This window comes from Cupriavidus sp. DL-D2, assembly GCF_039710735.1.
In the GTDB taxonomy this organism is placed as follows: Bacteria; Pseudomonadota; Gammaproteobacteria; order Burkholderiales; family Burkholderiaceae; genus Cupriavidus.
This window is the reverse complement of sequence record NZ_JBDKXK010000055.1, coordinates 1-20,323: the sequence shown is the minus strand read 5'-3', so window position 1 is coordinate 20,323 and position 20,323 is coordinate 1. Positions and strand designations below refer to the sequence as shown.

Annotated in this window: 16 protein-coding genes; 7 read left to right on the top strand and 9 right to left on the bottom strand. The window is 62.6% G+C overall.

Features of this window, described 5'->3' with window-relative positions; genetic code table 11:
• Positions 1-56 precede the first annotated feature (56 nt).
• On the top strand, positions 57-971 hold the full coding sequence (locus ABDB81_RS23130; protein ID WP_346813706.1) for a LysR family transcriptional regulator: 915 nt from the start codon (positions 57-59) through the stop codon (positions 969-971).
• Between the two features lie 160 nt (positions 972-1,131).
• Here ABDB81_RS23130 and ABDB81_RS23125 read toward each other — a convergent pair whose 3' ends face one another.
• The 4 genes from ABDB81_RS23125 to ABDB81_RS23110 all read right to left on the bottom strand — a co-directional run bounded on the left by ABDB81_RS23125 (position 1,132) and on the right by ABDB81_RS23110 (position 6,149).
• The gene (locus tag ABDB81_RS23125; protein ID WP_346813705.1) at positions 1,132-2,520 is read right to left on the bottom strand and encodes a nucleobase:cation symporter-2 family protein; all 1,389 of its coding nucleotides are present in this window, start codon (positions 2,518-2,520) and stop codon (positions 1,132-1,134) included.
• Between the two features lie 232 nt (positions 2,521-2,752).
• A complete protein-coding gene (locus tag ABDB81_RS23120) occupies positions 2,753-4,171 on the bottom strand; it encodes a UbiD family decarboxylase (protein ID WP_346813704.1) in 1,419 nt (472 codons plus the stop codon).
• A 120-nt stretch (positions 4,172-4,291) separates the two neighbouring features.
• Positions 4,292-5,206: an amidohydrolase family protein gene (locus ABDB81_RS23115; protein WP_160474762.1), complete on the bottom strand. Its 915-nt coding sequence runs from the start codon at positions 5,204-5,206 to the stop codon at positions 4,292-4,294.
• Positions 5,207-5,246: 40 nt separating this feature from the next.
• On the bottom strand, positions 5,247-6,149 hold the full coding sequence (locus ABDB81_RS23110; RefSeq protein WP_137927339.1) for an amidohydrolase family protein: 903 nt from the start codon (positions 6,147-6,149) through the stop codon (positions 5,247-5,249).
• A 311-nt stretch (positions 6,150-6,460) separates the two neighbouring features.
• On the opposite strand from ABDB81_RS23110, the gene ABDB81_RS23105 reads away from it, so the two are divergent.
• The 6 genes from ABDB81_RS23105 (at position 6,461) to ABDB81_RS23080 (ending at position 15,288) form a co-directional block, all read left to right on the top strand.
• Positions 6,461-7,468, top strand: a complete 1,008-nt coding sequence (locus ABDB81_RS23105) for a formylglycine-generating enzyme family protein (protein WP_346813703.1) — start codon at positions 6,461-6,463, stop codon at positions 7,466-7,468.
• A gap of 295 nt (positions 7,469-7,763) precedes the next feature.
• Positions 7,764-8,987, top strand: coding sequence for an MFS transporter (locus tag ABDB81_RS23100; protein ID WP_160474440.1), 1,224 nt, complete (start codon positions 7,764-7,766; stop codon positions 8,985-8,987).
• A gap of 94 nt (positions 8,988-9,081) precedes the next feature.
• Entirely contained in the window at positions 9,082-9,429 is a 348-nt protein-coding gene (gene czcI / locus ABDB81_RS23095) for a cation efflux protein, CzcI family (protein WP_137927342.1), read from the top strand.
• 72 nt (positions 9,430-9,501) lie between these two features.
• Positions 9,502-10,764: a TolC family protein gene (locus ABDB81_RS23090; protein ID WP_346813702.1), complete on the top strand. Its 1,263-nt coding sequence runs from the start codon at positions 9,502-9,504 to the stop codon at positions 10,762-10,764.
• A gap of 28 nt (positions 10,765-10,792) precedes the next feature.
• Positions 10,793-12,094: an efflux RND transporter periplasmic adaptor subunit gene (locus ABDB81_RS23085; RefSeq protein WP_346813701.1), complete on the top strand. Its 1,302-nt coding sequence runs from the start codon at positions 10,793-10,795 to the stop codon at positions 12,092-12,094.
• Between the two features lie 14 nt (positions 12,095-12,108).
• Positions 12,109-15,288, top strand: coding sequence for a CusA/CzcA family heavy metal efflux RND transporter (locus ABDB81_RS23080; protein ID WP_346813700.1), 3,180 nt, complete (start codon positions 12,109-12,111; stop codon positions 15,286-15,288).
• Between the two features lie 10 nt (positions 15,289-15,298).
• Here the strand turns inward: ABDB81_RS23080 and ABDB81_RS23075 are convergent, their stop codons facing one another.
• The 5 genes from ABDB81_RS23075 to ABDB81_RS23055 all read right to left on the bottom strand — a co-directional run.
• Positions 15,299-16,024, bottom strand: a complete 726-nt coding sequence (locus ABDB81_RS23075; protein WP_346813699.1) for an anti-sigma factor — start codon at positions 16,022-16,024, stop codon at positions 15,299-15,301.
• The gene (locus ABDB81_RS23070; RefSeq protein ID WP_137927347.1) at positions 16,021-16,599 is read right to left on the bottom strand and encodes a sigma-70 family RNA polymerase sigma factor; all 579 of its coding nucleotides are present in this window, start codon (positions 16,597-16,599) and stop codon (positions 16,021-16,023) included. The genes ABDB81_RS23075 and ABDB81_RS23070 overlap by 4 nt, the downstream gene beginning before the upstream one ends.
• 85 nt (positions 16,600-16,684) lie before the next feature.
• Positions 16,685-17,230 (bottom strand): DUF3455 domain-containing protein, encoded by a 546-nt coding sequence (locus ABDB81_RS23065; RefSeq protein WP_346813698.1) that lies wholly within the window; start codon positions 17,228-17,230, stop codon positions 16,685-16,687.
• A gap of 200 nt (positions 17,231-17,430) precedes the next feature.
• Entirely contained in the window at positions 17,431-19,656 is a 2,226-nt protein-coding gene (locus ABDB81_RS23060) for a hypothetical protein (protein WP_346813697.1), read from the bottom strand.
• Positions 19,649-20,323 (bottom strand): hypothetical protein (locus ABDB81_RS23055; RefSeq protein ID WP_346813696.1); only part of this gene is annotated, 675 nt, incomplete at its 5' end. The genes ABDB81_RS23055 and ABDB81_RS23060, both read right to left, overlap by 8 nt.

Genomic DNA, 20,323 nt, shown 5'->3' with positions numbered 1-20,323 from the left:
TACCCTCTGAATCGACTGCCATCGCCAATACAACAGAGCAACAGAGCAGGGGAGACATGCCCGCAAACCTGAACGTTTCGCTGCGCCAGCTACGCGCTTTCATCGCCGTGGCCGAAGAACTTCACTTCACGCGCGCCGCCGAAAAACTGAACTTGTCGCAATCGTCGATCAGTGCATTGATCCACGAACTCGAAACGCATCTGGGTCTGAAGCTGTTCGATCGCCATACACGGCTCATGCAGATCACGCAGGCCGGCGCGGAACTGCTGCCCATGGTGCGCAAGGCCGTTGCCGATATCGACAGCGTGCTCGACAGTTCCGTCGAACTGCGCACGCTGGGACGCGGACGCGTGTCGATTGCCGCGTCATCGATCCAGGCCGCGCTGATGCTGCCGCGCTTTATCCGCGAGTTCAGCGTGGGACATCCGGGCGTCAAGGTGGAACTGCACGACGTGGCCGAGGATGAAGTGCCGCGCATGGTCAGCGCGGGCGCGGTGGATTTCGGCATCGGCACGATTCCCGAGGGTCAGCCCGATCTCCTCGCGCACCGGCTCTCGTCCGACGCATTCGTCATCGTGATGCCGCCGAGCCATCCGCTGGCGCGCCGCCGCGAGTTGAAATGGGAGGACGTGGCGAAGCTGCCCGTGATTGGTCCCCATCGCGGCAACCCGATTCGCGATTGCCTCGACGCCGCGCTCGCCACGCACAACATCACGCTATCGCGCGTGCATGAGGTGTCGCTGCCGCTGACGATGGTGGGCATGGTCGATGCGGGACTCGGGATTGCGGTGATGAGTACTGCAGTGACGCGGTTGACGTCGTCGCTTGGGCTGGTGACGGTGATGCCGCAAGACCCGGTGATCTCGCGCGAGATTTCATTACTGACGCACGCGGATCGGTCGCTGTCGCCACCGGCGCAGAGCTTCCGGGAGATGATGATGCGACATCGGGGGGAGATGGGGAGGTCGTAGTTTCCCGCTTGGTTGCTCCCCTCTCCCGCAAGGCGGGAGAGGGGTCGGGGGAGAGGGCCAGCAGTTCAAACTGCGATATCGGCAAGCAGAACCGCCCGCCCTCTCCCCCGCCCCTCTCCCATTGCATGGGAGAGGGGAGAAAACCGAGAGGGGTTCAACCTCAAGCCATCTTCTTCCCCATCATCTGCGGTGCGCTTTCCCCCCGCACGTTGAACAACAAATTCAACAACACCGCGCTCAACGTCCCCAGCAGAATCCCGTTCTGACAGAACTTGGCCGTAAGCTCGGGCAACTGCGCAAAGAACTTGTCCGCCACCAGCGGGATCATGCCGAGCGCGATGCTCACGGCCACGATGTACGCATTCTTCTTGTTCTCGACAAAGTCCACATGTCCAAGAATGCGTACCCCGGTGGCAGCGACCATGCCGAACATCACCAGCGCCGCGCCACCGAGTACATACGTCGGGATCGATGCCGCGAAGAAGGCGAGCTTCGGCAAACAGCCCAGCACCACGAGGATGCCGCCCGCCGCTGCGCAGACCCAGCGGCTGCGTACGCCGGTCACCTGCACCAGTCCCACGTTCTGCGCATACGAGGTGTACGTGAACGTGTTGAACACCGCGCCCACCAGCGCACCCACACCATCGGCGCGCAGGCCGCGTGCGAGATCGTCGGGCGTGACGGGCCGTTCGACGATCTCTCCGAGCGCCAGGAACTGCCCCACGCCTTCGATCATGATGACCACCATCACCACACAGAGCGTAACGGCCGTCATCAGGTCGAAAGTCGGCCAGCCGAAGTGGAACGGGGTGATCAACGCCACCCAGTCTGCCGCATGCACGCCGGTGAAGCTGACCTTGCCCATTGCCACGGCGATGACGAACCCGACCGTAATGCCGATCAGCACCGCGATATTGCAGAGAAAGCCGCGAAAGAACGCGATCATGCCGAGCACGGTCAGCAGCACGACCGTGGCGATGCCGATATGCAGTGGCAATCCGTATGCGGGATTCGGCACCGGGCCGGCGGGCGTGCTGAGCGTGGGATTGCCACCCGCAGCCCAGTTCACCCCCACGCGCATCAGCGAGATGCCGATGACCAGCACCACCGTGCCTGTCACCACGGGCGGAAACCAGCGGATCATCTTGCTCACGTAAGGCGCGGCAATCAGCGTGAAGATGCCTGCGACCATCACCGCACCGAACACGGCTGGCAGGCCGAGCGATGGATTCGATCCTGTGGCGATGATCGGTGCGATGGCTGTGAACGTCACGCCCATCATCACGGGCAGGCGGATGCCGATCTTCCAGACGCCGATGCTCTGGATCATCGTCACCAGTCCGCAGCAGAACAGGTCCGCCGCAATCAGGAAGGCGATCTGGTCCTTGGGAAGATGCAGTGCGCCGCCGATGATGAGCGGCACGGCGATGGCGCCCGCATACATCACGAGCACGTGCTGGAGGCCGAGCGCGGCCAGGCGTAGCGGGGGCAGGACTTCATCGACCGGATGCACCGGAGCGACATTGCGCGAGGTGTGTTGGGGGGTCATGCTGTCTCCTTCGTCTTCCAGGCCGGAACTGCCCCGCATGGTTGGTCGGAGGAGGAGCCACAGTTGCCGCCCCCCGTGGTCTGTGCCACGTCTCTCGCCACCTGCGTATTGTCTTTGGGGCAGCATGCCAGCCGCCGGACATGGGGTAAATGGGGCGCAGCGGATGATTCGATCGGGTTAGACGATCAATGCCGCAGGGCGCCGTACTTGTGTACGTTTCCGAACGTCCGGGTCAGTGTTTTCCCGGATCGATACGGGCCAGCGACGCCGCCGCGCGTGCCATGGCGTCCGTGCCGATCTGCGCGCGGATGCCGTCGAAGTTCGGCCCGCGCGTGGCATCGAGTCCCATGCGCGATGTGGTGCCCGCACCCGATGCGGAAGGATCGAGCGCGCTGCCGGGCAGGCCATCGACCACCACCACGTCAAGATGCGGCTGCAGATGCGTGGCGATGGCCCACAGCACCTGCTCGTCGCGCGTGATATCGACATCCTCGTCCACGGCCACCACGGTCTTCAGGTACGGGTCCCAGCCAAGCAGCCCGAGCATCACCTGCCGCGCTTCGCCGGGCCGCGATTGCCGCAGCGCCACGTAGGCATGGAAGTGCGTGCCCGAACTCGGATAGTGCACGGCGGTGACCGATGGAAAGCGTTCCCTGAGCTTCTCGACCATCTCCGACTCGCGGGGAATGCGCCCGAGGTTCAGGTGCTCCGCCGAATTGCCGCCCACCACATCCACGAGCCACGCATCGCTGCGCCGCATCACGGTTTCCACGCGGAACAGGTTGTTGGTCGAGCGATCCGACGAGTAACCCGTGAACTCGCCGAACGGTCCTTCCTCCACGCGCGCCGTGGGATCGAGCACACCTTCGAGCACGAACTCCGCATGCGCGGGCACGGCGATGCCGTAGCGCGGCGTGCGCACGACGTCGAGCGGTGCACCGAACAGTCCGCCCGCGACGTGGCGCTCGTCTACGCCGTATGGCAGGCGTGCCGCACCGGCGAGCATGAACAGCGGGTGCGCACCGATGACCATCGCTACCGGCAACGGCCGCCCCTGTTCGACAGCACGCTGGAACATGCGCCACAGATGGCCGCGCGAATGCAGGCTCGTCGCAATCTCGTTGGGCGAGTGCAGCATCGAGCGGTGATAGCTTGCATTGCCGAAGCCGAGTTCACGGTCCTCGGCAATCAGGATCGCATTGGTGATGTAGGGCCCGCGATCCGATGCGAAATGGCGGATCGTCGGCAGCGTTGTGATATCGACCTGTTCCTGCACGATGGATGTCACCGCGCCGGATTCGAGGACGCGCGGCGGCATCGCGCGTCGGCTGCGCGCCTGATACTCGGCATGGATGCCCGCAGGCGATACGCCGCCGAGCATGCGGCCCACGCGCTCGCGCGATGCGAACAGGTTGGTGACAAGCGGCGCGCCGAGTCCGCTCACCTGATCGCACACGACGATCGGATGACGATCCTGCGCGGCCAGCGCCCACACCAGCGCAGTAGGGTCCTGGTCGGCGCTCACGGGCTCGCGCACGGTCAATACATCGTCGGGGAATGCCGCACGATACGCGGCGAGGAAACTGTGAAAATCCTGCGAGGTGTCTTCGAACACCGGGCCGGAAGAACCGGAAGAAGATGAGGATGTCATGGCATGGCTCCAGAAGGAAAGGCCAATACCGTTGCCGCGCCCTGCGTCGCATGAAGCGGCGCAGGGCGTGACCAGACGGGAGTTACTTATCGATGCATATCAGCGCATGCTTAGCGCATATCAGCGCGTGCTGGCGTAGGTGTCCTTCAGACGTGCCTGGGCTTCTTCCTGCGTCTTCGGCGGTGCGGTGGTTTCGATTCCCACCAGTCGCGCGATGTTGTTGCCCATGTAGTCCTCCAGCCCGTCCTCGTCGAGATCCATGCCCTGCGGCGCGGGGCCACACAGCATTTCCAGCTCGCGCAGCCACATGCCCGGCTCGTTCGGCGGCGTATCCGTGCCGAACACGATCTTGTCGCGCGGCAACTGACGCGCAAACTCGACAATGCGTGACTGGAAGCACCAGCCCGATTCGCAGTACACGTTCGGCGTATCCATCGCCATCCAGAACGCCTCGAATGAATAGTTGCCGCCGGTCTGGATGCCGAAATGCCCGATGATGAAATTGACCATCGGGAACTCGCGGATGACCGGATAGAACATCGTCGGAATCGTGTACGGACCGTCGCCGGTGTGAATCAGCACCACGATGTTGTACTTGGCGCAGACCTTCATCGCCGGGCGCAACCAGTCCAGCGCGCGATCAGGGCGATAGCCGTGCATGTTGGCGTGCAGCTTCAGCATCTTGAAGCCGTACTCCTTGATATGGAACTCCAGTTCCAGCGCGCCTTCTTCCGGACCCCAGCGCGGATTGAACGTGAAGTTGCCGATGAAACGATCCGGGTACTTCTGGCACAGGCTCGCCACGTAGGCCATGTAGTCGCGGATGCCTTCACGGCCACGACGGTTGCCGTCGCGATAACCCGTGTTGCCGGGCGGTGGCTGGATAAAGCCCATGTCGATGCGGCGCGGCTTGCCGTTGATCATGTAGGGGCCGTCCATCATCTTGAGCATGCGCTCGCCGTTGAAGGGCTCGCCCGTATGCCGCCATGCTTCGTCCACGAGGTTGGTGGGGTGCAGATGGGTGTCGATGATCATGTTCGTGTGCTCCGTCGAAATCTCGTTTTGCGTGGGAACGTCATGCAGCCAGGCGCGCTTTCGCTTCTTCCAGCGTGCGCGGTACGGGCGTCGGCTCCAGGCCGATCATGCGGGCGACGTTATTGCCGAGGTAGTCCTCAAGCGTGTCCTCATCGAGATTGAGCCCTTGCGGCGGCTCGAAGCAAAGCACTTCCAGCAGGCGCAGCCACATGCCGGGCTCGTTGGGCGGCGTATCGGAGCCGAACAGGATCTTGTGTTTCGGCAGCACCTTGGCGAACTCGACGATGCGCGATTGCAGGCACCAGCCGGATTCGCAATAGACGTTGGGCATGTCCATGGCCATCTGGAACGGCTCGAAGCAATACACGCCACCGGTCTGCACACCGAAGTGAGCCATGATGAAGTTCACGGTCGGGAATTCCTTGATCATCGGCACCCATTCGGTGGGAATGCTGTACGGGCCATCGCCGGTGTGCAGCTTGACCATGACACCCAGTTCCGCGCATTTCTGCAACGCGGGGCGCAGCCAGTCGAGCGCGCGGTCCGGACGGTAGGCGTGCATGTTGGCCTGGAACTGGACCATCTTGAAGCCCAGGTGCTTCACGTAATGCTCGATGGCATTGACGCCGTTCTGCACGCCGCAGCGCGGGTTGTAGACGAAGCAGCCGATGAAACGGTCCGGATATTTCGCCACCATCTCGCGCGTGTAGCCCATGTACGCGTCGATCGATTCGGCGCCGGATTTCTCGCCATCGGTGTACGTGTAGATGGTGTTGCCTTGCGGCGGCTGGATGAACGCCTTGTCGATGCGGCGTGGCTTGCCATTGATCGTGAACGGGCCATCCATCATCTGGATGAGACGCTCGCCGGTGAACGGATCGCCGTCGTGCCGCCAGGCCAGGTCGACCAGGTTGGTCGGATAACAGCTGGTGTCGATGATCATTGAGATCCCCTAACGATGACTCTGGTGAAAGACAGGGAGTCGTGTCAGGGAGGTGGGACCGGCCTGGTCGAACGCGCCACTGACAGGAACTCCGTCAGTGAGCAATCTCCAGATGAACGTCGCGGCATTGCGCCGCTGCTGTTCAATCGACCGCTTCTACCCACGCCGTCGTTATATAGCGTGCCGCGCACGGGCGTCAAGCGCGAGATGTGCTGCGCTGCACGAATATCGATAGCCGAAATCATTCGTTAGTGGCGCGCGCGTGGCTTCTTAGCATGACGGTCTTCCTGTCATCCGGTGCAGAGTGTGCGATGAGAAAAACAGTGGCGTGGGTGGTGCTTGGCGCGTTCGCCGTGGGGGCGGCGGCCACGCTTGCCGTGCGCGCCGTACCGTTGCATGCTTCGGCTCCGCTTGGCACGCCCGGCCAGTGCACGGGCTACAGTGGCGTGCCACAGGGTTGGCGCAAGGCGCGCACGGCCGGCATGGCACATGTACGCGGCGGCGAGTACGTACCGGGCACCACGCTCGGCTATCCTGATGAAAGACCAGCGGGCAAAGTCCGCGTGCGCGATTTCTGGATCGACCGCACGGAAGTCACCAACGCGCAGTTCGCCGCGTTCGTAAAGACCACGGGTTATGTCACCGATGCCGAGCGCGCGGGTGAAGCCGTGGTCTTCCACAAGCCGAGCGGCGAAGAACTGCAGTCGCGCCCCTACGCATGGTGGTCGATGGTGCGCGGCGCGGACTGGCGACATCCTTCGGGCCCGACGTCATCGATCGAGGACAAGGACAATCAGCCGGTCACACTGGTGACGCAGGCTGATGCGCGCGCCTATGCAACTTGGCTCGGTCGCGATCTGCCGACCGAGGATGAATGGGAGTACGCAGCAAAGGCCGGCGAATCCGGGCCTGCGTTCGAGACCATGCCCAACGATGCCAACGGCATGCCGACCGCGAACTACTGGCAGGGGATTTTTCCAACGCTGAACAGTGCGAAGGATGGCTTCGATGGATTGGCGCCGGTCGGGTGCTACACGGCCAATGCGTTCGGCCTCTACGACATGATCGCGAATGCGTGGGAATGGACGGGCGATGCCTATACGGGGCCGCGCCAGTCGCATGCGAATGGGGATACTGCATATGTGGCCGCGCAATCGACGCGCAGGGCTCGCGATACGCGGATGGCAGTGATCAAGGGTGGGTCGTTCCTCTGCGCGCCGGATTTTTGTGTTCGCTATCGCGCATCGGCGAGGGAGCCCGCGGAACGGGATCTGCCGACTTCGCATATTGGATTCAGGACGGTGTTGCGGGGCGGGTGAGTTTTACCTTCGCCCGTCGCTATGCGCTCCCCTACGGTTTGCTCCCCTCTCCCGCCATGCGGGAGAGGGGTTGGGGGAGAGGGCCGGCGGTGCAATCACCAACACGTCTCAATTTGCACTGCAAACCCTCTCCCCCGCCCCTCTCCCACTTCGCGGGAGAGGGGAGAAAGTCAAAATCCGCGTTCCATACTGCCAGGCAACACCCCCTACGCGTTGTCGCCAATAACGCATCTACGCGATTTGCTGCAAAATCGGAAACTTCGCATTCCGCCCCGCCCCCACGGAGCTTCCCGTCATGTCTCGGCTGTCTTCCCTGCGCCCCGTGTTGCCTATTCTCATTGGCGCATCCGTGATGTTGTCCCTCGCCATGGGCCTGCGACAAAGCCTGGGAATCTTCGTGCCGCCGCTGACGCGTGACGTCGGGATCTCGGTGGGTGACTTCACCATTGCCGTAGCGATCCAGAATCTCACATGGGGCATCCTGCAGCCGATTGCCGGTGCGCTGGCGGTGCGCGTCGGGTTTCGTCCGCTGATGGTCGGTGGTTCCGCGTTGTATCTGCTGGGCCTTGTGCTGCTGGCGTCCGCGCATTCGCTGCTGTTCGTGATCATCGGTGCCGGATTGCTGATCGGCACCGCCATGGCAACGACCGGCACAGCCATGGCGATGGCCACAGCGTCGAGCGCCGTATCGCCACAGATGCGCAGCATGGTGCTGGGCTTCGTGTCCGCATCCGGATCATTGGGTGCGATGCTCGCTGCGCCAATCGGCCAGGCGATCACGCAGGACTGGGGCTGGCGCATGGGCGTGGCAGCGTTCGTCGTGCTGGCGCTCGTGATGCTGCCCGCCGCATGGGCAGCGGGTCGTGTCGACAAATCGCGCCCGCCGCTTGATGCCCGACAGGCAGAACAGAGTGGACGCCAGGCGCTGATGAGCGCGTTGCGCCATCCTCCCTTCCTCGTCATGGCGTTCGCCTACACGGTCTGCGGCATGCAACTGGTGTTCCTGACCACGCACCTGCCTGCCTATCTCGATATCTGCGGCATGGACCCCATGCTCTCCGCGCAGGCGCTGGGCCTGATCGGCGGGTTCAATGTACTGGGCAGCCTGTTCTTCGGATGGGCCGGCGGACGCGTGAACAAGCTGCTGCTGCTCGGCTGCATCTACATGCTCCGGTCGGTCGGATTCATCTGGTTCTTCCATACCCTGCCGACGCCCGGCAGCACGATGGTCTTCGCGTCGGTAATGGGATTTCTCTGGCTTGGTGTGTCGCCGCTGGTGCAAGGGTGGATCGCCCAGACCTTCGGGCTGCGGTGGCAGGCGATGATCGCCGGGGTGGCATTCTTCAGCCATCAGCTTGGCAGCTTTATCGGCGCTTTTGGCGGCGGATGGCTGTACGACCTGATGTCGAACTATTCGATGGCGTGGAAGATCGGCGCCGGTCTGGGGCTGACCGTGGGTGCGATCCAGATTGGCTTTGCGCTGCGCTCGCGCACGCAGGCGCCGCGACTGGCTGTGTAGCCCTTGAGGCGCGCGGTTGTCGCCATATCGTAATGCGGCGGGTATCCGGATTGCGGTATCCTTGCGCCGACCCTCTTCTCAAACCTCCAGCTGGATGCGTCGATTTTTTCTGATTTGTCTGTTGCTCGTGTTGCCGTTCCAGTTTTCCTGGGCGGCAGCGGCTCGCTATTGCCAGCACGAATCGGCAGTGGCGTCGTGGCATCTCGGACATCACGATCATCGTCATCAGGCCGCGCAGGGGGATTCGGAGAAGGAAAAGGCCGGGGTTGCCGATACTGACTGTGGCGTCTGCCACATCGTTTCGGTCCCGCTGGCCTTTGGCACGTTCGTGGATAGCGGAGATGCGCGGTTCCAGGACGTGAGCATTCCCCCGCACGTCTGGCCCTTCTCCTCGCGCGGCCCCACCGCGCCGGATCGTCCGCAGTGGCTTCGTCTCGTTTAACGGCGAGACGCACCCTTCACAATTCCGAGTCGTTTCGCCGAATTTCCCAGTCATTTTTCCTGGTGCAATTCGATGCGAAGAATCCTCACGCCGCTTGGGCTGGCGGCCGTATTTCATAGCCCGTTTCTGATCTCGATGCCTGCGATGGCGCAGGCGCCCGCGAACGTATCCGTCGCCTCCCCCGTGGAAGGTGCCGGACCGCTCGGCCTCGATGCCGCGCTCTCGCTGGCGGCGGCCAGCAATTTCACGCTGTCGGCGGCCGGCAAGGAGCTGGATTCCACCGAGGGCGGCATCATGCAGGCCCGTACGATTCCGAATCCGGAAATCTCGGCAAGCATGGAAGACACGCGCAAGTCGACGCGCAGCACTACCGCGCAGGCCAATATCCCCATTGAACTGGGTGGCAAGCGCTCCGCGCGCATCGGCGCGGCAGAACGCGCACGCGAGGTAGCGCAGGCCAGCCTGGCGAGTGTCCGCGCCGATATCCGCGCGCAGGTTATCGAATCGTTCTTCTCGGTATTGATTGCGCAGGAGCGCGTGAAGCTCGCCAACGGATCGGCAGATATCGCGCGGCGCGGCGCGCAGGCGGCGGCGCGGCGTGTGGCGGCTGGCAAGATTTCACCGGTCGACGAGACCAAGGCGCGCGTGGAGCAGGCCAATGCCGAGTTGGAACTGGCCGAAGCCACCGCGAGCCTGATGTCGGCGCGTCAGTCGCTGTCGGCACTTTGGGGCAACATGGCGCCGCAATTCTCCGAAGCACAGGGCGATCTGGATGCGTTGCCATCCCGGCCCGCACCGGCCGCCTTGCAGAAGGCGCTCGACGACTCGCCGCTCGTGGTGATGAGCCGCGCGGAACTGGATCGGCGCGAGGCGGTGGTGGGCGTGGAACGTAGCCGCCAGTATCCCGACCTCACGCTGAGCCTCGGCGCCAAGCGCGACAACGATGCCAACCGCAATATGGCGGTCATCGGCGTGGCCATTCCGCTGCCGCTGTTCGATCGCAACCAGGGCAACCTGTATCAGGCGATCCGTCAGGCGGACAAGGCGCAGGACGAGTATCTCGCCAATCGCATCGCGCTATCGCGCACGTTGCTGCAGGCGTCGAACCAGCTTTCCGTGTCGCGGGATTCGGCGCGGACGCTCAAGGACACCGTACTGCCCGCTGCCGAGCAGGCGTTCCACGCGGCGACCATCGGTTTCGATGCAGGCAAGTTCAGCTATCTGGATGTGCTCGACGCGCAGCGCACCCTGTTCCAGGCTCGCATCCGCTATCTCGGCGTGCTGGGCCAGACCTACCAGTCCGCGACGACGATCGATCGCATCCTCGGACACTAACGCGGCGTACGTTCAGACGGAATTCATCATGGCAATCACGAAGAAGCAAAAGACCGCCATCGCGGCAATCATCCTGGTAGGGGCGCTCGCCACTGGCGCTGCGCTGTTCACGAACATCGGCGGCAGTAGCGGCGGGCACGACGACGAGCATGCGCACGAGAAGGAGCATGCACACGAGAAAGAGCATGCGCATGACGAGAAGGAGCACGCGCACGACGAGAAGCACGACGACAAGGCGCAGCACGGCAAGGAAGAGAAGGGACACAAGGATCACGGCGAACGCAAGGAAGTCGCCGAGACACCGGGCAAGATCGCGCTGACTGCCGAGCAGGTAGCCAAGGCAGGCATCGTCGTGACGGCGGCAGGCCCGGCGCAGGTGTCATCGGGCGTGGAATTTCCCGGCGAAATCCGCTTCAACGAGGATCGCACTGCGCACGTTGTGCCCCGGCTCGCAGGGGTAGTCGAAAGCGTACCCGCGAACATCGGGCAGCAGGTAAAGAAAGGACAGGTGCTTGCCGTGCTCGCCAGCACCACGCTGTCCGATCAGCGCAGCGAGCTGCTGGCGGCGCAGCGGCGCCTGGAACTGGCACGCACCACGCATGATCGGGAAAAGAAGCTCTGGGAAGGGAAGATTTCCGCGGAGCAGGATTACCTCGTGGCGCGCAACGCGCTGCAGGAGGCGCAGATCGCGGTGCAGAACGCGCAGCAGAAACTGACGGCGGTGGGCGCATCGACCAGTTCGTCGGCACTGAATCGCTATGAACTGCGCGCGCCGTTCGACGGCATGATCGTGGAGAAACACATCTCGCTGGGCGAGGCCGTGGCGGATAACACGAACGTCTTCACGCTGTCGGATCTCTCGGCGGTATGGGCGGAGTTCGTGGTGTCGGCGCAGGATCTCGACCGGGTGCGGCTTGGCGCGAAGGTCGAGGTTCGTTCGACCGCGTTCGATGGCAAGGCCGAGGGCACGGTGTCGTATGTGGGCTCGCTGCTCGGTGAACAGACGCGCACCGCCAAGGCGCGCGTGACGCTCACCAATCCGCAAATGGCATGGCGTCCGGGCTTGTTCGTCACGGTCCGCGTGATCGGTGCCGCCGTGGACGTGCCCGTTGCCGTACCGGCCGATGCCATACAGGAAGTGGAAGGGAAGACCGTGGTGTTCCTCTCGGCGCCGGACGGATTCACGATGCGCACCGTGAAGGTCGGACGCACCAACGGCAAGGTCGTCGAAATCGTGGAAGGACTCGATGCCGGCGCACGCATCGCCACGGCCAACAGCTTCGTGCTGAAGGCCGAACTCGGCAAGTCCAGCGCCGAGCATAGCCACTGAACCGGGAGCACGCCATGTTCGAACGTCTGATCCGGTTCGCCATCGAGCAGCGATGGCTGGTGTTGCTGGCCGTGCTTGCCATGGCCGCGCTCGGTGTCTACAACTATTCGCGCCTGCCCATCGATGCGGTGCCCGACATTACCAATGTGCAGGTGCAGATCAACACCTCGGCCCCTGGATATTCCCCGCTGGAGACCGAGCAGCGCGTGACGTATCCGCTCGAAACCGTGATGGCCGGCCTGCCAGGGTTGCAGCAGACGCGTTCGCTGTCGCGCTACGGGCTGTCGCAGATCACGGTGATCTTCAAGGATGGCTCGGATGTCCACTTCGCGCGGCAGTTGGTCAACCAGCGGCTGCAGGAGGCAAAGGGCAACCTGCCACCGGGCGTGGTGCCGGCGATGGGCCCCATCTCCACGGGCCTTGGGGAAATCTATCTGTGGACTGTGGAAGCCGATGAAGGCGCGCGCAAGGCGGACGGCACGCGCTACACGCTCGCCGATCTGCGCGAGCTGCAGGACTGGGTGGTGCGGCCGCAATTGCGTACCGTGCCGGGTGTTACCGAAATCAACACGATTGGCGGCTTCGACAAGCAGTACCTCGTGGCCCCAAGCCTTGAGCGTCTGGCGTCGTATGGGCTGACGCTCGGCGATGTGGTGACCGCGCTGGAGCGCAACAACGACAACGTTGGTGCGGGCTATATCGAGCGACGGGGCGAGCAGTATCTGGTGCGTGCGCCGGGGCAGGTGAAATCGGAAGACGATATCCGCAACGTGATCGTCGGCACGGCACAGGGCCAGCCGATCCGCATCCGCGATATCGGCAACGTCGAAATCGGCCGCGAACTGCGTACGGGCGCGGCCACCGACAACGGCAGGGAAGTGGTGCTCGGTACGGTGTTCATGCTGATCGGCGAGAACAGCCGCGCAGTGTCGCGGGCGGTGGACGAGCGCGTGGCATCCATCAACCGCACGATGCCGGACGGTGTGCAGATCGTGACGGTGTATGACCGCACCAAGCTGGTGGACAAGGCCATTGCCACGGTCAAGAACAACCTGCTCGAAGGCGCGGTGCTGGTCATCGTGATCCTGTTCCTGTTCCTCGGCAATGTGCGCGCGGCGCTGATTACGGCGCTCGTCATTCCGCTGTCGATGCTGTTCACGTTCACGGGCATGGTGCACTACCGCATCAGTGCGAACCTGATGAGTCTTGGCGCGCTCGATTTCGGGATCATCGTGGATGGCGCGGTCGTGATCGTGGAAAACTGCGTGCGGCGGCTCGCGCACGCACAAGGGGTGCAAGGCAGGCCGCTCACACGGTCCGAGCGATTCGAGGAAGTGTTCGCCGCTGCGCGGGAAGCGCGTCGTCCGCTGCTGTACGGCCAGTTGATCATCATGATCGTCTACTTGCCGATCTTCGCGCTGACGGGCGTGGAAGGAAAGATGTTCCATCCGATGGCCTTCACGGTGGTGCTGGCGCTGCTCGGCGCGATGATTCTCTCGGTCACGTTCGTGCCGGCTGCGGTGGCGCTGTTCATCGGCAATCGCGTGGCGGAGAAAAAGAACCGCCTCATGCTGTGGGCGAAGGCGCGCTATGCACCGCTGCTGGAGCGCTCGCTGGCGAATGCGCCGGTGGTACTGACGCTCGCCGGTGTATCGGTGGTGTTCTGTCTGGCAATTGCCACGCGGCTCGGCAGCGAGTTCATCCCCAACCTCAATGAGGGCGACATGGCGATTCAGGCGCTGCGCATTCCCGCCACGAGCCTGACGCAATCGGTCGAAATGCAGAAGACGATCGAAACCACGCTGAAAGCGAAATTCCCGGAGATCGAACGCATCTTTGCACGCACGGGTACGGCGGAAATTGCATCCGACCCGATGCCGCCGAATATCTCCGACGGCTACGTCATGCTCAAGCCGGAGAAGGATTGGCCAAAGCCGAAGAAGACGCACGCCGAACTGCTGGCCGCTATCCGCGAGGAAGCGGGCAAGATTCCCGGCAATGCGTACGAGTTCTCGCAGCCGATCCAGCTTCGCTTCAACGAGTTGCTCTCGGGCGTGCGTTCCGATGTGGCTGTGAAGATCTTCGGCGACGACAACGCGGTGCTCGACGAGACCGCGAAGAAGGTGGCGACGGTGCTGCAAGGTATAGCGGGCGCACAGGAGGTCAAGGTGGAGCAAACCACCGGGCTGCCGATGTTGACCGTGAACATCGACCGCGACAAGGCCGCGCGCTACGGCTTGAACATGAGCGATGTGCAGGACGCCGTGGCAGTCGGCATCGGCGGACGCGAAGCGGGTCTGTTCTTCCAGGGGGATCGACGCTTCAATATCGTCGTGCGATTGCCGGAGGCAGTGCGTGCCGACATCGAAGCGCTGCGCAGGTTGCCGATCCCGCTGCCGAAGGGTAGCGCAGCCGATGCCCGCACCACGTTTATTCCGCTGAGCGAGATTGCGACGCTCGACATGGCGCCAGGCCCCAACCAGATTTCGCGCGAGGACGGCAAGCGCCGGATCGTGGTCAGTGCAAACGTGCGCGGCCGGGATATCGGCTCGTTCGTGCCGGAAGCAGAGAGCGCGATCCAGAGTCAGGTCAAGCTGCCAGCCGGGTACTGGACCACGTGGGGCGGCACTTTCGAGCAACTGCAGTCTGCGAAACAGCGTCTGCAGGTGGTGGTGCCCGTGGCGCTGCTGCTGGTGTTTATCCTGCTGTACGCGATGTTCAACAACCTCAAGGATGGCCTGCTCGTGTTCACGGGTATTCCGTTCGCGTTGACGGGCGGCATTCTTGCGCTGTGGCTGCGCGGCATTCCGTTGTCGATCTCGGCGGCGGTGGGCTTTATCGCGCTATGCGGGGTTGCCGTGCTGAACGGACTGGTGATGTTGTCGTTCATCCGCTCGTTGCGTGAGGATGGACACAGTCTCGACGATGCGGTGCGTACCGGCGCGCTGACGCGACTGCGCCCTGTGCTGATGACCGCGCTCGTGGCATCGCTGGGATTTGTGCCGATGGCGATTGCCACGGGAACCGGGGCCGAGGTGCAACGTCCGTTGGCGACCGTAGTGATCGGCGGCATCCTGTCCTCAACCGCGCTGACGTTGCTGGTGCTGCCAGTGCTATATCGACTGGTTCATCGAAAGGAAGCCGGCAGCACCGCTATCGCACAGGCTGCCCCATCGGTGCCGGAAACCGCGTGAGCGGGCGCGATCAACCGACCCGGATCGCGCGGCCGATGTAGAGAATGGGTCCGGTGGGTCGTCCGGTCGGTGATCCGGCGGGCGGCTCCAGCGTGATCTCGAACAACTGGTTTGGCTGCAGTGGCGGCAACTTGTTGATCGGGATCTCCAGCCGCTGGCCGGGACGTACAAGTCCCAGCGATACCGGCCCCGTCCAATCATCGGCCTTGGTCCAGAACTGCAGGCTGCGCCCGCTCGGCGCGGCTTGCGATGACAGTGAAACCAGCGACAACGTGCGGTCGGACGACGCCTGGATCAGCCAGCCCGGCGTCTTGTCGCGCGGCTCGGCGAGCACCACGACATAGCGCGGACCCGCAGGCGCCAGGACTTGCGAGCCCAGCAAGACGCCCAACACCACCGCACACGCGGATGCCCCAAGCGCGAGACCGCGCCACACGGCCAGTGTGCTCCACCAGTTTTCTGTCTTGTCTTTTTTGATCGAGCGAAGTCCGACGCTGGCCGCGATGCGATGCCACAGCGCAGCGGAAGGCTGCACCGGCTCGGCAAGCGCGGTAAGCGGATGCATGCGGCTTTCCCATTCGCGCACCCTTGCGGCGAATCCGGCATCGGCGCGCATGCGCTGTTCCACGTCCTCGCGTTGCGATTGGGAGAGTGTGCCGATCACGTACTCGGCGGCAAGCTGATCCAGCGCATCGTCTGGCTCTCGGTCGTCGGGACCGGGTGTGCCGGCACTCATTGCATGCACTCCTTTAGCGCGCGCAGGCCGCGTCGAATCCACGCCTTGACGCTGCCAAGCGGCGCGCCCAGGCGGGTGGCAACTTCCGCATGCGAGCAACCATCGAGATAGGCCAGCAGGATGCTCTCGCGCTTTGGTGGGTCGAGCTGGGTCAGGCAATCACCGAGACGACCCGCCAGCACGCGCTGCTCCGCCGCATCGATCTCGTCGCCGTACGCTGCCAGTGCTGCCTCGGCATCGAGCGCCTCTGCGGTGTCCTCATCGACCGTTACGGTGCGCAAGCGACTGCGCACCACGTTCAGGGCCTCGTGCCGTACGATCGAGAACAGCCACCCGCGCGCCTCGCCCCGGTTGCCGTCGAAGCTGCCGGCGGCGTTCCAGATTTTCAGGAAGGCATCGTGCAGGACATCCTCGGCCGTCTGCCGATCCCTGACGATGCGCAACGCCACGCCCAGCAGATAGGGCGAGGCGTGATCGTAGAGGCGGCGCAGCGCCCCCGCATCACGCTTCGCGCAACCGGCAAGGGCGCCCGCGTAATCGAACAAATCCTGAATGCGAGGCGCAGCGGTGTCCAAATTGGCGTCCTGGGTCTGCCCCTTTGTCACGAGGCGATGGGCGCATCATAGCCGCCCAACGCACGTTTCAGGCGCCCGGCCGATTTCAGGACGCTTTCCAGAACAGATAGTCGGCCTGATAACCCACGGTCTGCTTCGCCCCGACATTGGCGCTGGAGCACGGCATGCTCGGCGCCACCCCACCCTTCGTGGCCACGCGCTGGATGAACGTGACGCCCATCATGCTGCCCGCGCCCATCGCCGGATTGGCCTTGACCAGTTGATGCGGAATGTTCCCGTCACCGCCCGGCGCCGTAGCCACCTGCGTAGCAGTGACCTTCGACCCATCGCTCGATTCCCACGTAGCCGGCGGCCCGTAGTACTTGCCAACCGTCGCGCCGCCACGATCCTTCAGCACGGCAGTGGGCCCGACGAATACCCATTCATGTTCGGCCTGGGTGTTGGCTTTCACACGGCACTCATAGAGCAACTGACCGCTGCCAACGGTCTGCATGGCCATCTTGTTGCCAGCCGGCACTCGAATGGCTTCCGCCACAGGCGCGGGTGGCGTCATCGACATATTGCCGCTGTTGGAGGCGCAAGCGGAAAGGAGAACTGCGGCGGCGGCGGGGAAAAATACGCTGCGAATCATGGTGGACTCCCGGTAGGGTAAAGCGCATCGAAGGATGCAAACCTCGGGGTTTGCATAGGCTCTACACGGGAGGGGGTGGTTTGGATGCAGGGGAAGGGGATTTTTTTGTTACTTGGGAAACCAAGCGGATGTTGATCGAAATGAGGCGGATGCACCCCTTGATAACACCAGGGACTTGCCGCCGCCCCAACCGATCGCAATCAGGGCAAGCGAAAAGCCTCTGCGCGCGCCCGCTTCGCCCTGTCCTCCCTGACCCAACGCTCATCAGCTTCTAGCCGCTTCTTCTCTTTCTCCTTGTCGGTTTCGCCGAACGCGTCGGTATCTCGCGTACGGAAGTACAGCGTGGAGGACACCAGATGATCGTGCCAGCTAGTCAGCATCGTGTCGTGTACGAGCAGGTCAAAGAGCGCCATCACTTTCTCGGGGAGGGGATCTCTGCCTTCGGTACCGTCCATCCAGGCTTCGACAAGATCGATTGCTCCCGGGCTTAGTAGAGCCTTCTCGGCGGCGTTGGCCCACCGTCCCGATTTCTCACGCTCGAACGGGTCACCATCGTTTTTCTCGACATCGCGAAGATCGGCGACCTTTTTCCGTTTCGAGTCCTGGGTTTTCAGCGCGTGCAGGTGCTCTGTGGCTTCGTCGCCAATGCGTTCGCGAATAGTAATGGTGGGATATGCCTCGACTCTACCCACCTCGTTTCCTGCCCACTCCGCCCTGGTCTCCGCAAGCTCCAGCCGGACTTTTGCCTTGTTCAAGGATTCCTGATGCCGGACCCTGCGATTCTCTTCTTCCCAGTAGGCCCAACGCGCCTCACGAAGCTCTGCTGATGCGTCAATCGCAATGCGCTCGGCCGCTGCGAGTTCGTCAGATGCCGACACAAAGAAATCGGGCGTCCGGTAGCGAACTGCCAGCCACTGGAGGAACACCCGCATGTGAGCGTGGAAATTGAGTCCTTCCTCGCGCGGCACCAGTGCCCGATAGGCGGCGACAAGCTCCGGGATCTGATAGCTGGACGCATGTTCGGTGATCGTGGGGGCGAGGGTGAATTTTTTGAAGGTCTCAGGTTTCCGATTTACCAGTTCCTCCAACATGTCCACTGCCGAGCCGGCCATCAGGGCTTCACGTAACATGTCGCGAAGCGTAATGCGTTGTAGCTCGCCCCGGGCCCCCAGCGATCCAGGCGCCGCTCCGCCTGTAATGTCTTCGCTGGAGCCCGGATACAAGTACTGTTTGCCGTGCGTCTTCTCCAGGCTGTCGAGGCGCTGATAAAAGCGAAGTTCATGGGCCGCTGCGAAATGCACGCATCTCTGCACGGCGGCTGGCACGGCCAGTTCGCGATCCTTGTGGTTCTGCTTGATCAGACTCACGTACGGCACATAGCTGAGCAGCTTGTCCTCGGCCATGATGGAAGACACGGCATCCAGCAAGCCCAGCATACGGATTTCGATCGGAGCGTCAGGGGTGTTGTCGCCGACTTTGAAGCGCATATCCAGGTCGGTATCTCTCTTGTGTTTGCGCACGAGTTCATTGACAAAGGCTCGTGCTATGACGCCGCCGCGATCTGCACCGAATACCGAGACTTCAATGCGCAAGACCTTACCCGCGGCGGATTTTGCGTCGTAGACAGCTGCTTCGAATTGTCGTAGCGCCGACCTTAACCGGTCTTCGACACCTGTGCCAACCACGAGCGAGATCGCCTTGTTGTCCCGCAGAAACGGAATGGAGTCCAACGCAACATCGGCAACAACAGCCTTGACCGCCGCGGCCGATGCTTTGAGCGGATTCTTCCTGAGCTCCCTCATCACGCCTCGCACGGCAGCCGTCCCGCGCGTCACCATCCGGTCAATACTTCCCATCATCCTCAGTACGCGCGCTGCCTGCGTGCGCGTGACTCTTGCATGCTTGACGATGTCGTCATAGCTTCTCGCGATCGGGCGCCATGACATTTCATCGAGCGCTTCAGCCAGCGCCTTTGCCGTGGTCTTGCCAACTGCCTTTTGCCGGTCGAGGATACTGCCTACGCCCGATACTTTCTCGAATGTCGTTTTGGCAGAGGATTTCGCAGCTGAAATAGCGCCTTTCCGGGCAGCCGAAAGCAATTCGTTGTTCACGGCATCCTCGTTGAGCGGCGCGCCGAGGCCGGAGAAATAGAAGCGATACCAGTACTCATTGGGCATGCTCCTACGACGCTCGTCGAGATTATTCCGATGCGCCTCCCAAAGCCGACAGATGTTGGAGTAGCGAGAGGTCACCGGATCATCGATATCTCGATGACGTCCGAAGCCGTCAAAGAAGAATCCCATCTTGATGACCGCGCCACACGGCGTATTTTTATAACGCGGGCAGGCGTGATGGGAAATTATCATGCCGTCCAGTACCTCGTCTGGTGTGATGTCCGCCGGATCGAGTTGGTTTGGCTTATCCATGGTTCTTTCCTGTCGCCTTTCGCTTGACCGTCTTGCGTTTTAATTGCTCGATAACCGGCGCTGGCAGATTTTCCATGGCATTGCCGAAGGCGCCAAGCTTCTCCTTGGTCTCGGCGATGATCTTTCGAACTGTCGGGTGCTCATCGAACTTCGGATTCAGCAGCGTGTAATAGACGTACTGCTGCAGATCTTTCGTATCTGTGAAGCGGTGCTTGAGCCATCCATTAGCCACAAGCCGCGCGGTCCGCCGATACATAACGGAAGTCTCGCCTTTGTTATCCGGATTGAGGAGCTGCTCATGGTTCGTCATTAGCCAATCCCATATCTCAAAGTACTCGATCCGCGTGCCACGCAGATCAGTTCGAAACTCGAATTCCACATGGTCATCAGGATAGAAGTGCAATCCGAGCACCCGCATCCCGAGGTCACCTTCGATCTTGGTGGCGGGGAGATGGACCGTCGTCTCCTTTGGAAATTTTTCTATTGGGCCGTAGATGTCCTTGAGGGCTTCGTCCGCGTCATAGAGTTCCCATTTGACGTTGAACTCCGTCCCCTTCAGCGTGTAGCAGCAACTGAGCGAGCCCTGGCCTGAGCCCGGCACGAGATCGCCGCCACCGCCCGCGCGGTTGCCATACTTGTCGGTGATGACGAACCGTGTGAGGTTGTA

Coding starts and splice junctions, on each gene's coding strand:
- ABDB81_RS23130 (WP_346813706.1), top strand. CDS start 57: ATGCCCGCAAACCTGAACGTTTCGCTGCGCCAGCTACGCGCTTTCATC.
- ABDB81_RS23125 (WP_346813705.1), bottom strand. CDS start 2,520: ATGACCCCCCAACACACCTCGCGCAATGTCGCTCCGGTGCATCCGGTC.
- ABDB81_RS23120 (WP_346813704.1), bottom strand. CDS start 4,171: ATGACATCCTCATCTTCTTCCGGTTCTTCCGGCCCGGTGTTCGAAGAC.
- ABDB81_RS23115 (WP_160474762.1), bottom strand. CDS start 5,206: ATGATCATCGACACCCATCTGCACCCCACCAACCTCGTGGACGAAGCA.
- ABDB81_RS23110 (WP_137927339.1), bottom strand. CDS start 6,149: ATGATCATCGACACCAGCTGTTATCCGACCAACCTGGTCGACCTGGCC.
- ABDB81_RS23105 (WP_346813703.1), top strand. CDS start 6,461: ATGAGAAAAACAGTGGCGTGGGTGGTGCTTGGCGCGTTCGCCGTGGGG.
- ABDB81_RS23100 (WP_160474440.1), top strand. CDS start 7,764: ATGTCTCGGCTGTCTTCCCTGCGCCCCGTGTTGCCTATTCTCATTGGC.
- czcI (WP_137927342.1), top strand. CDS start 9,082: ATGCGTCGATTTTTTCTGATTTGTCTGTTGCTCGTGTTGCCGTTCCAG.
- ABDB81_RS23090 (WP_346813702.1), top strand. CDS start 9,502: ATGCGAAGAATCCTCACGCCGCTTGGGCTGGCGGCCGTATTTCATAGC.
- ABDB81_RS23085 (WP_346813701.1), top strand. CDS start 10,793: ATGGCAATCACGAAGAAGCAAAAGACCGCCATCGCGGCAATCATCCTG.
- ABDB81_RS23080 (WP_346813700.1), top strand. CDS start 12,109: ATGTTCGAACGTCTGATCCGGTTCGCCATCGAGCAGCGATGGCTGGTG.
- ABDB81_RS23075 (WP_346813699.1), bottom strand. CDS start 16,024: ATGAGTGCCGGCACACCCGGTCCCGACGACCGAGAGCCAGACGATGCG.
- ABDB81_RS23065 (WP_346813698.1), bottom strand. CDS start 17,230: ATGATTCGCAGCGTATTTTTCCCCGCCGCCGCCGCAGTTCTCCTTTCC.
- ABDB81_RS23060 (WP_346813697.1), bottom strand. CDS start 19,656: ATGGATAAGCCAAACCAACTCGATCCGGCGGACATCACACCAGACGAG.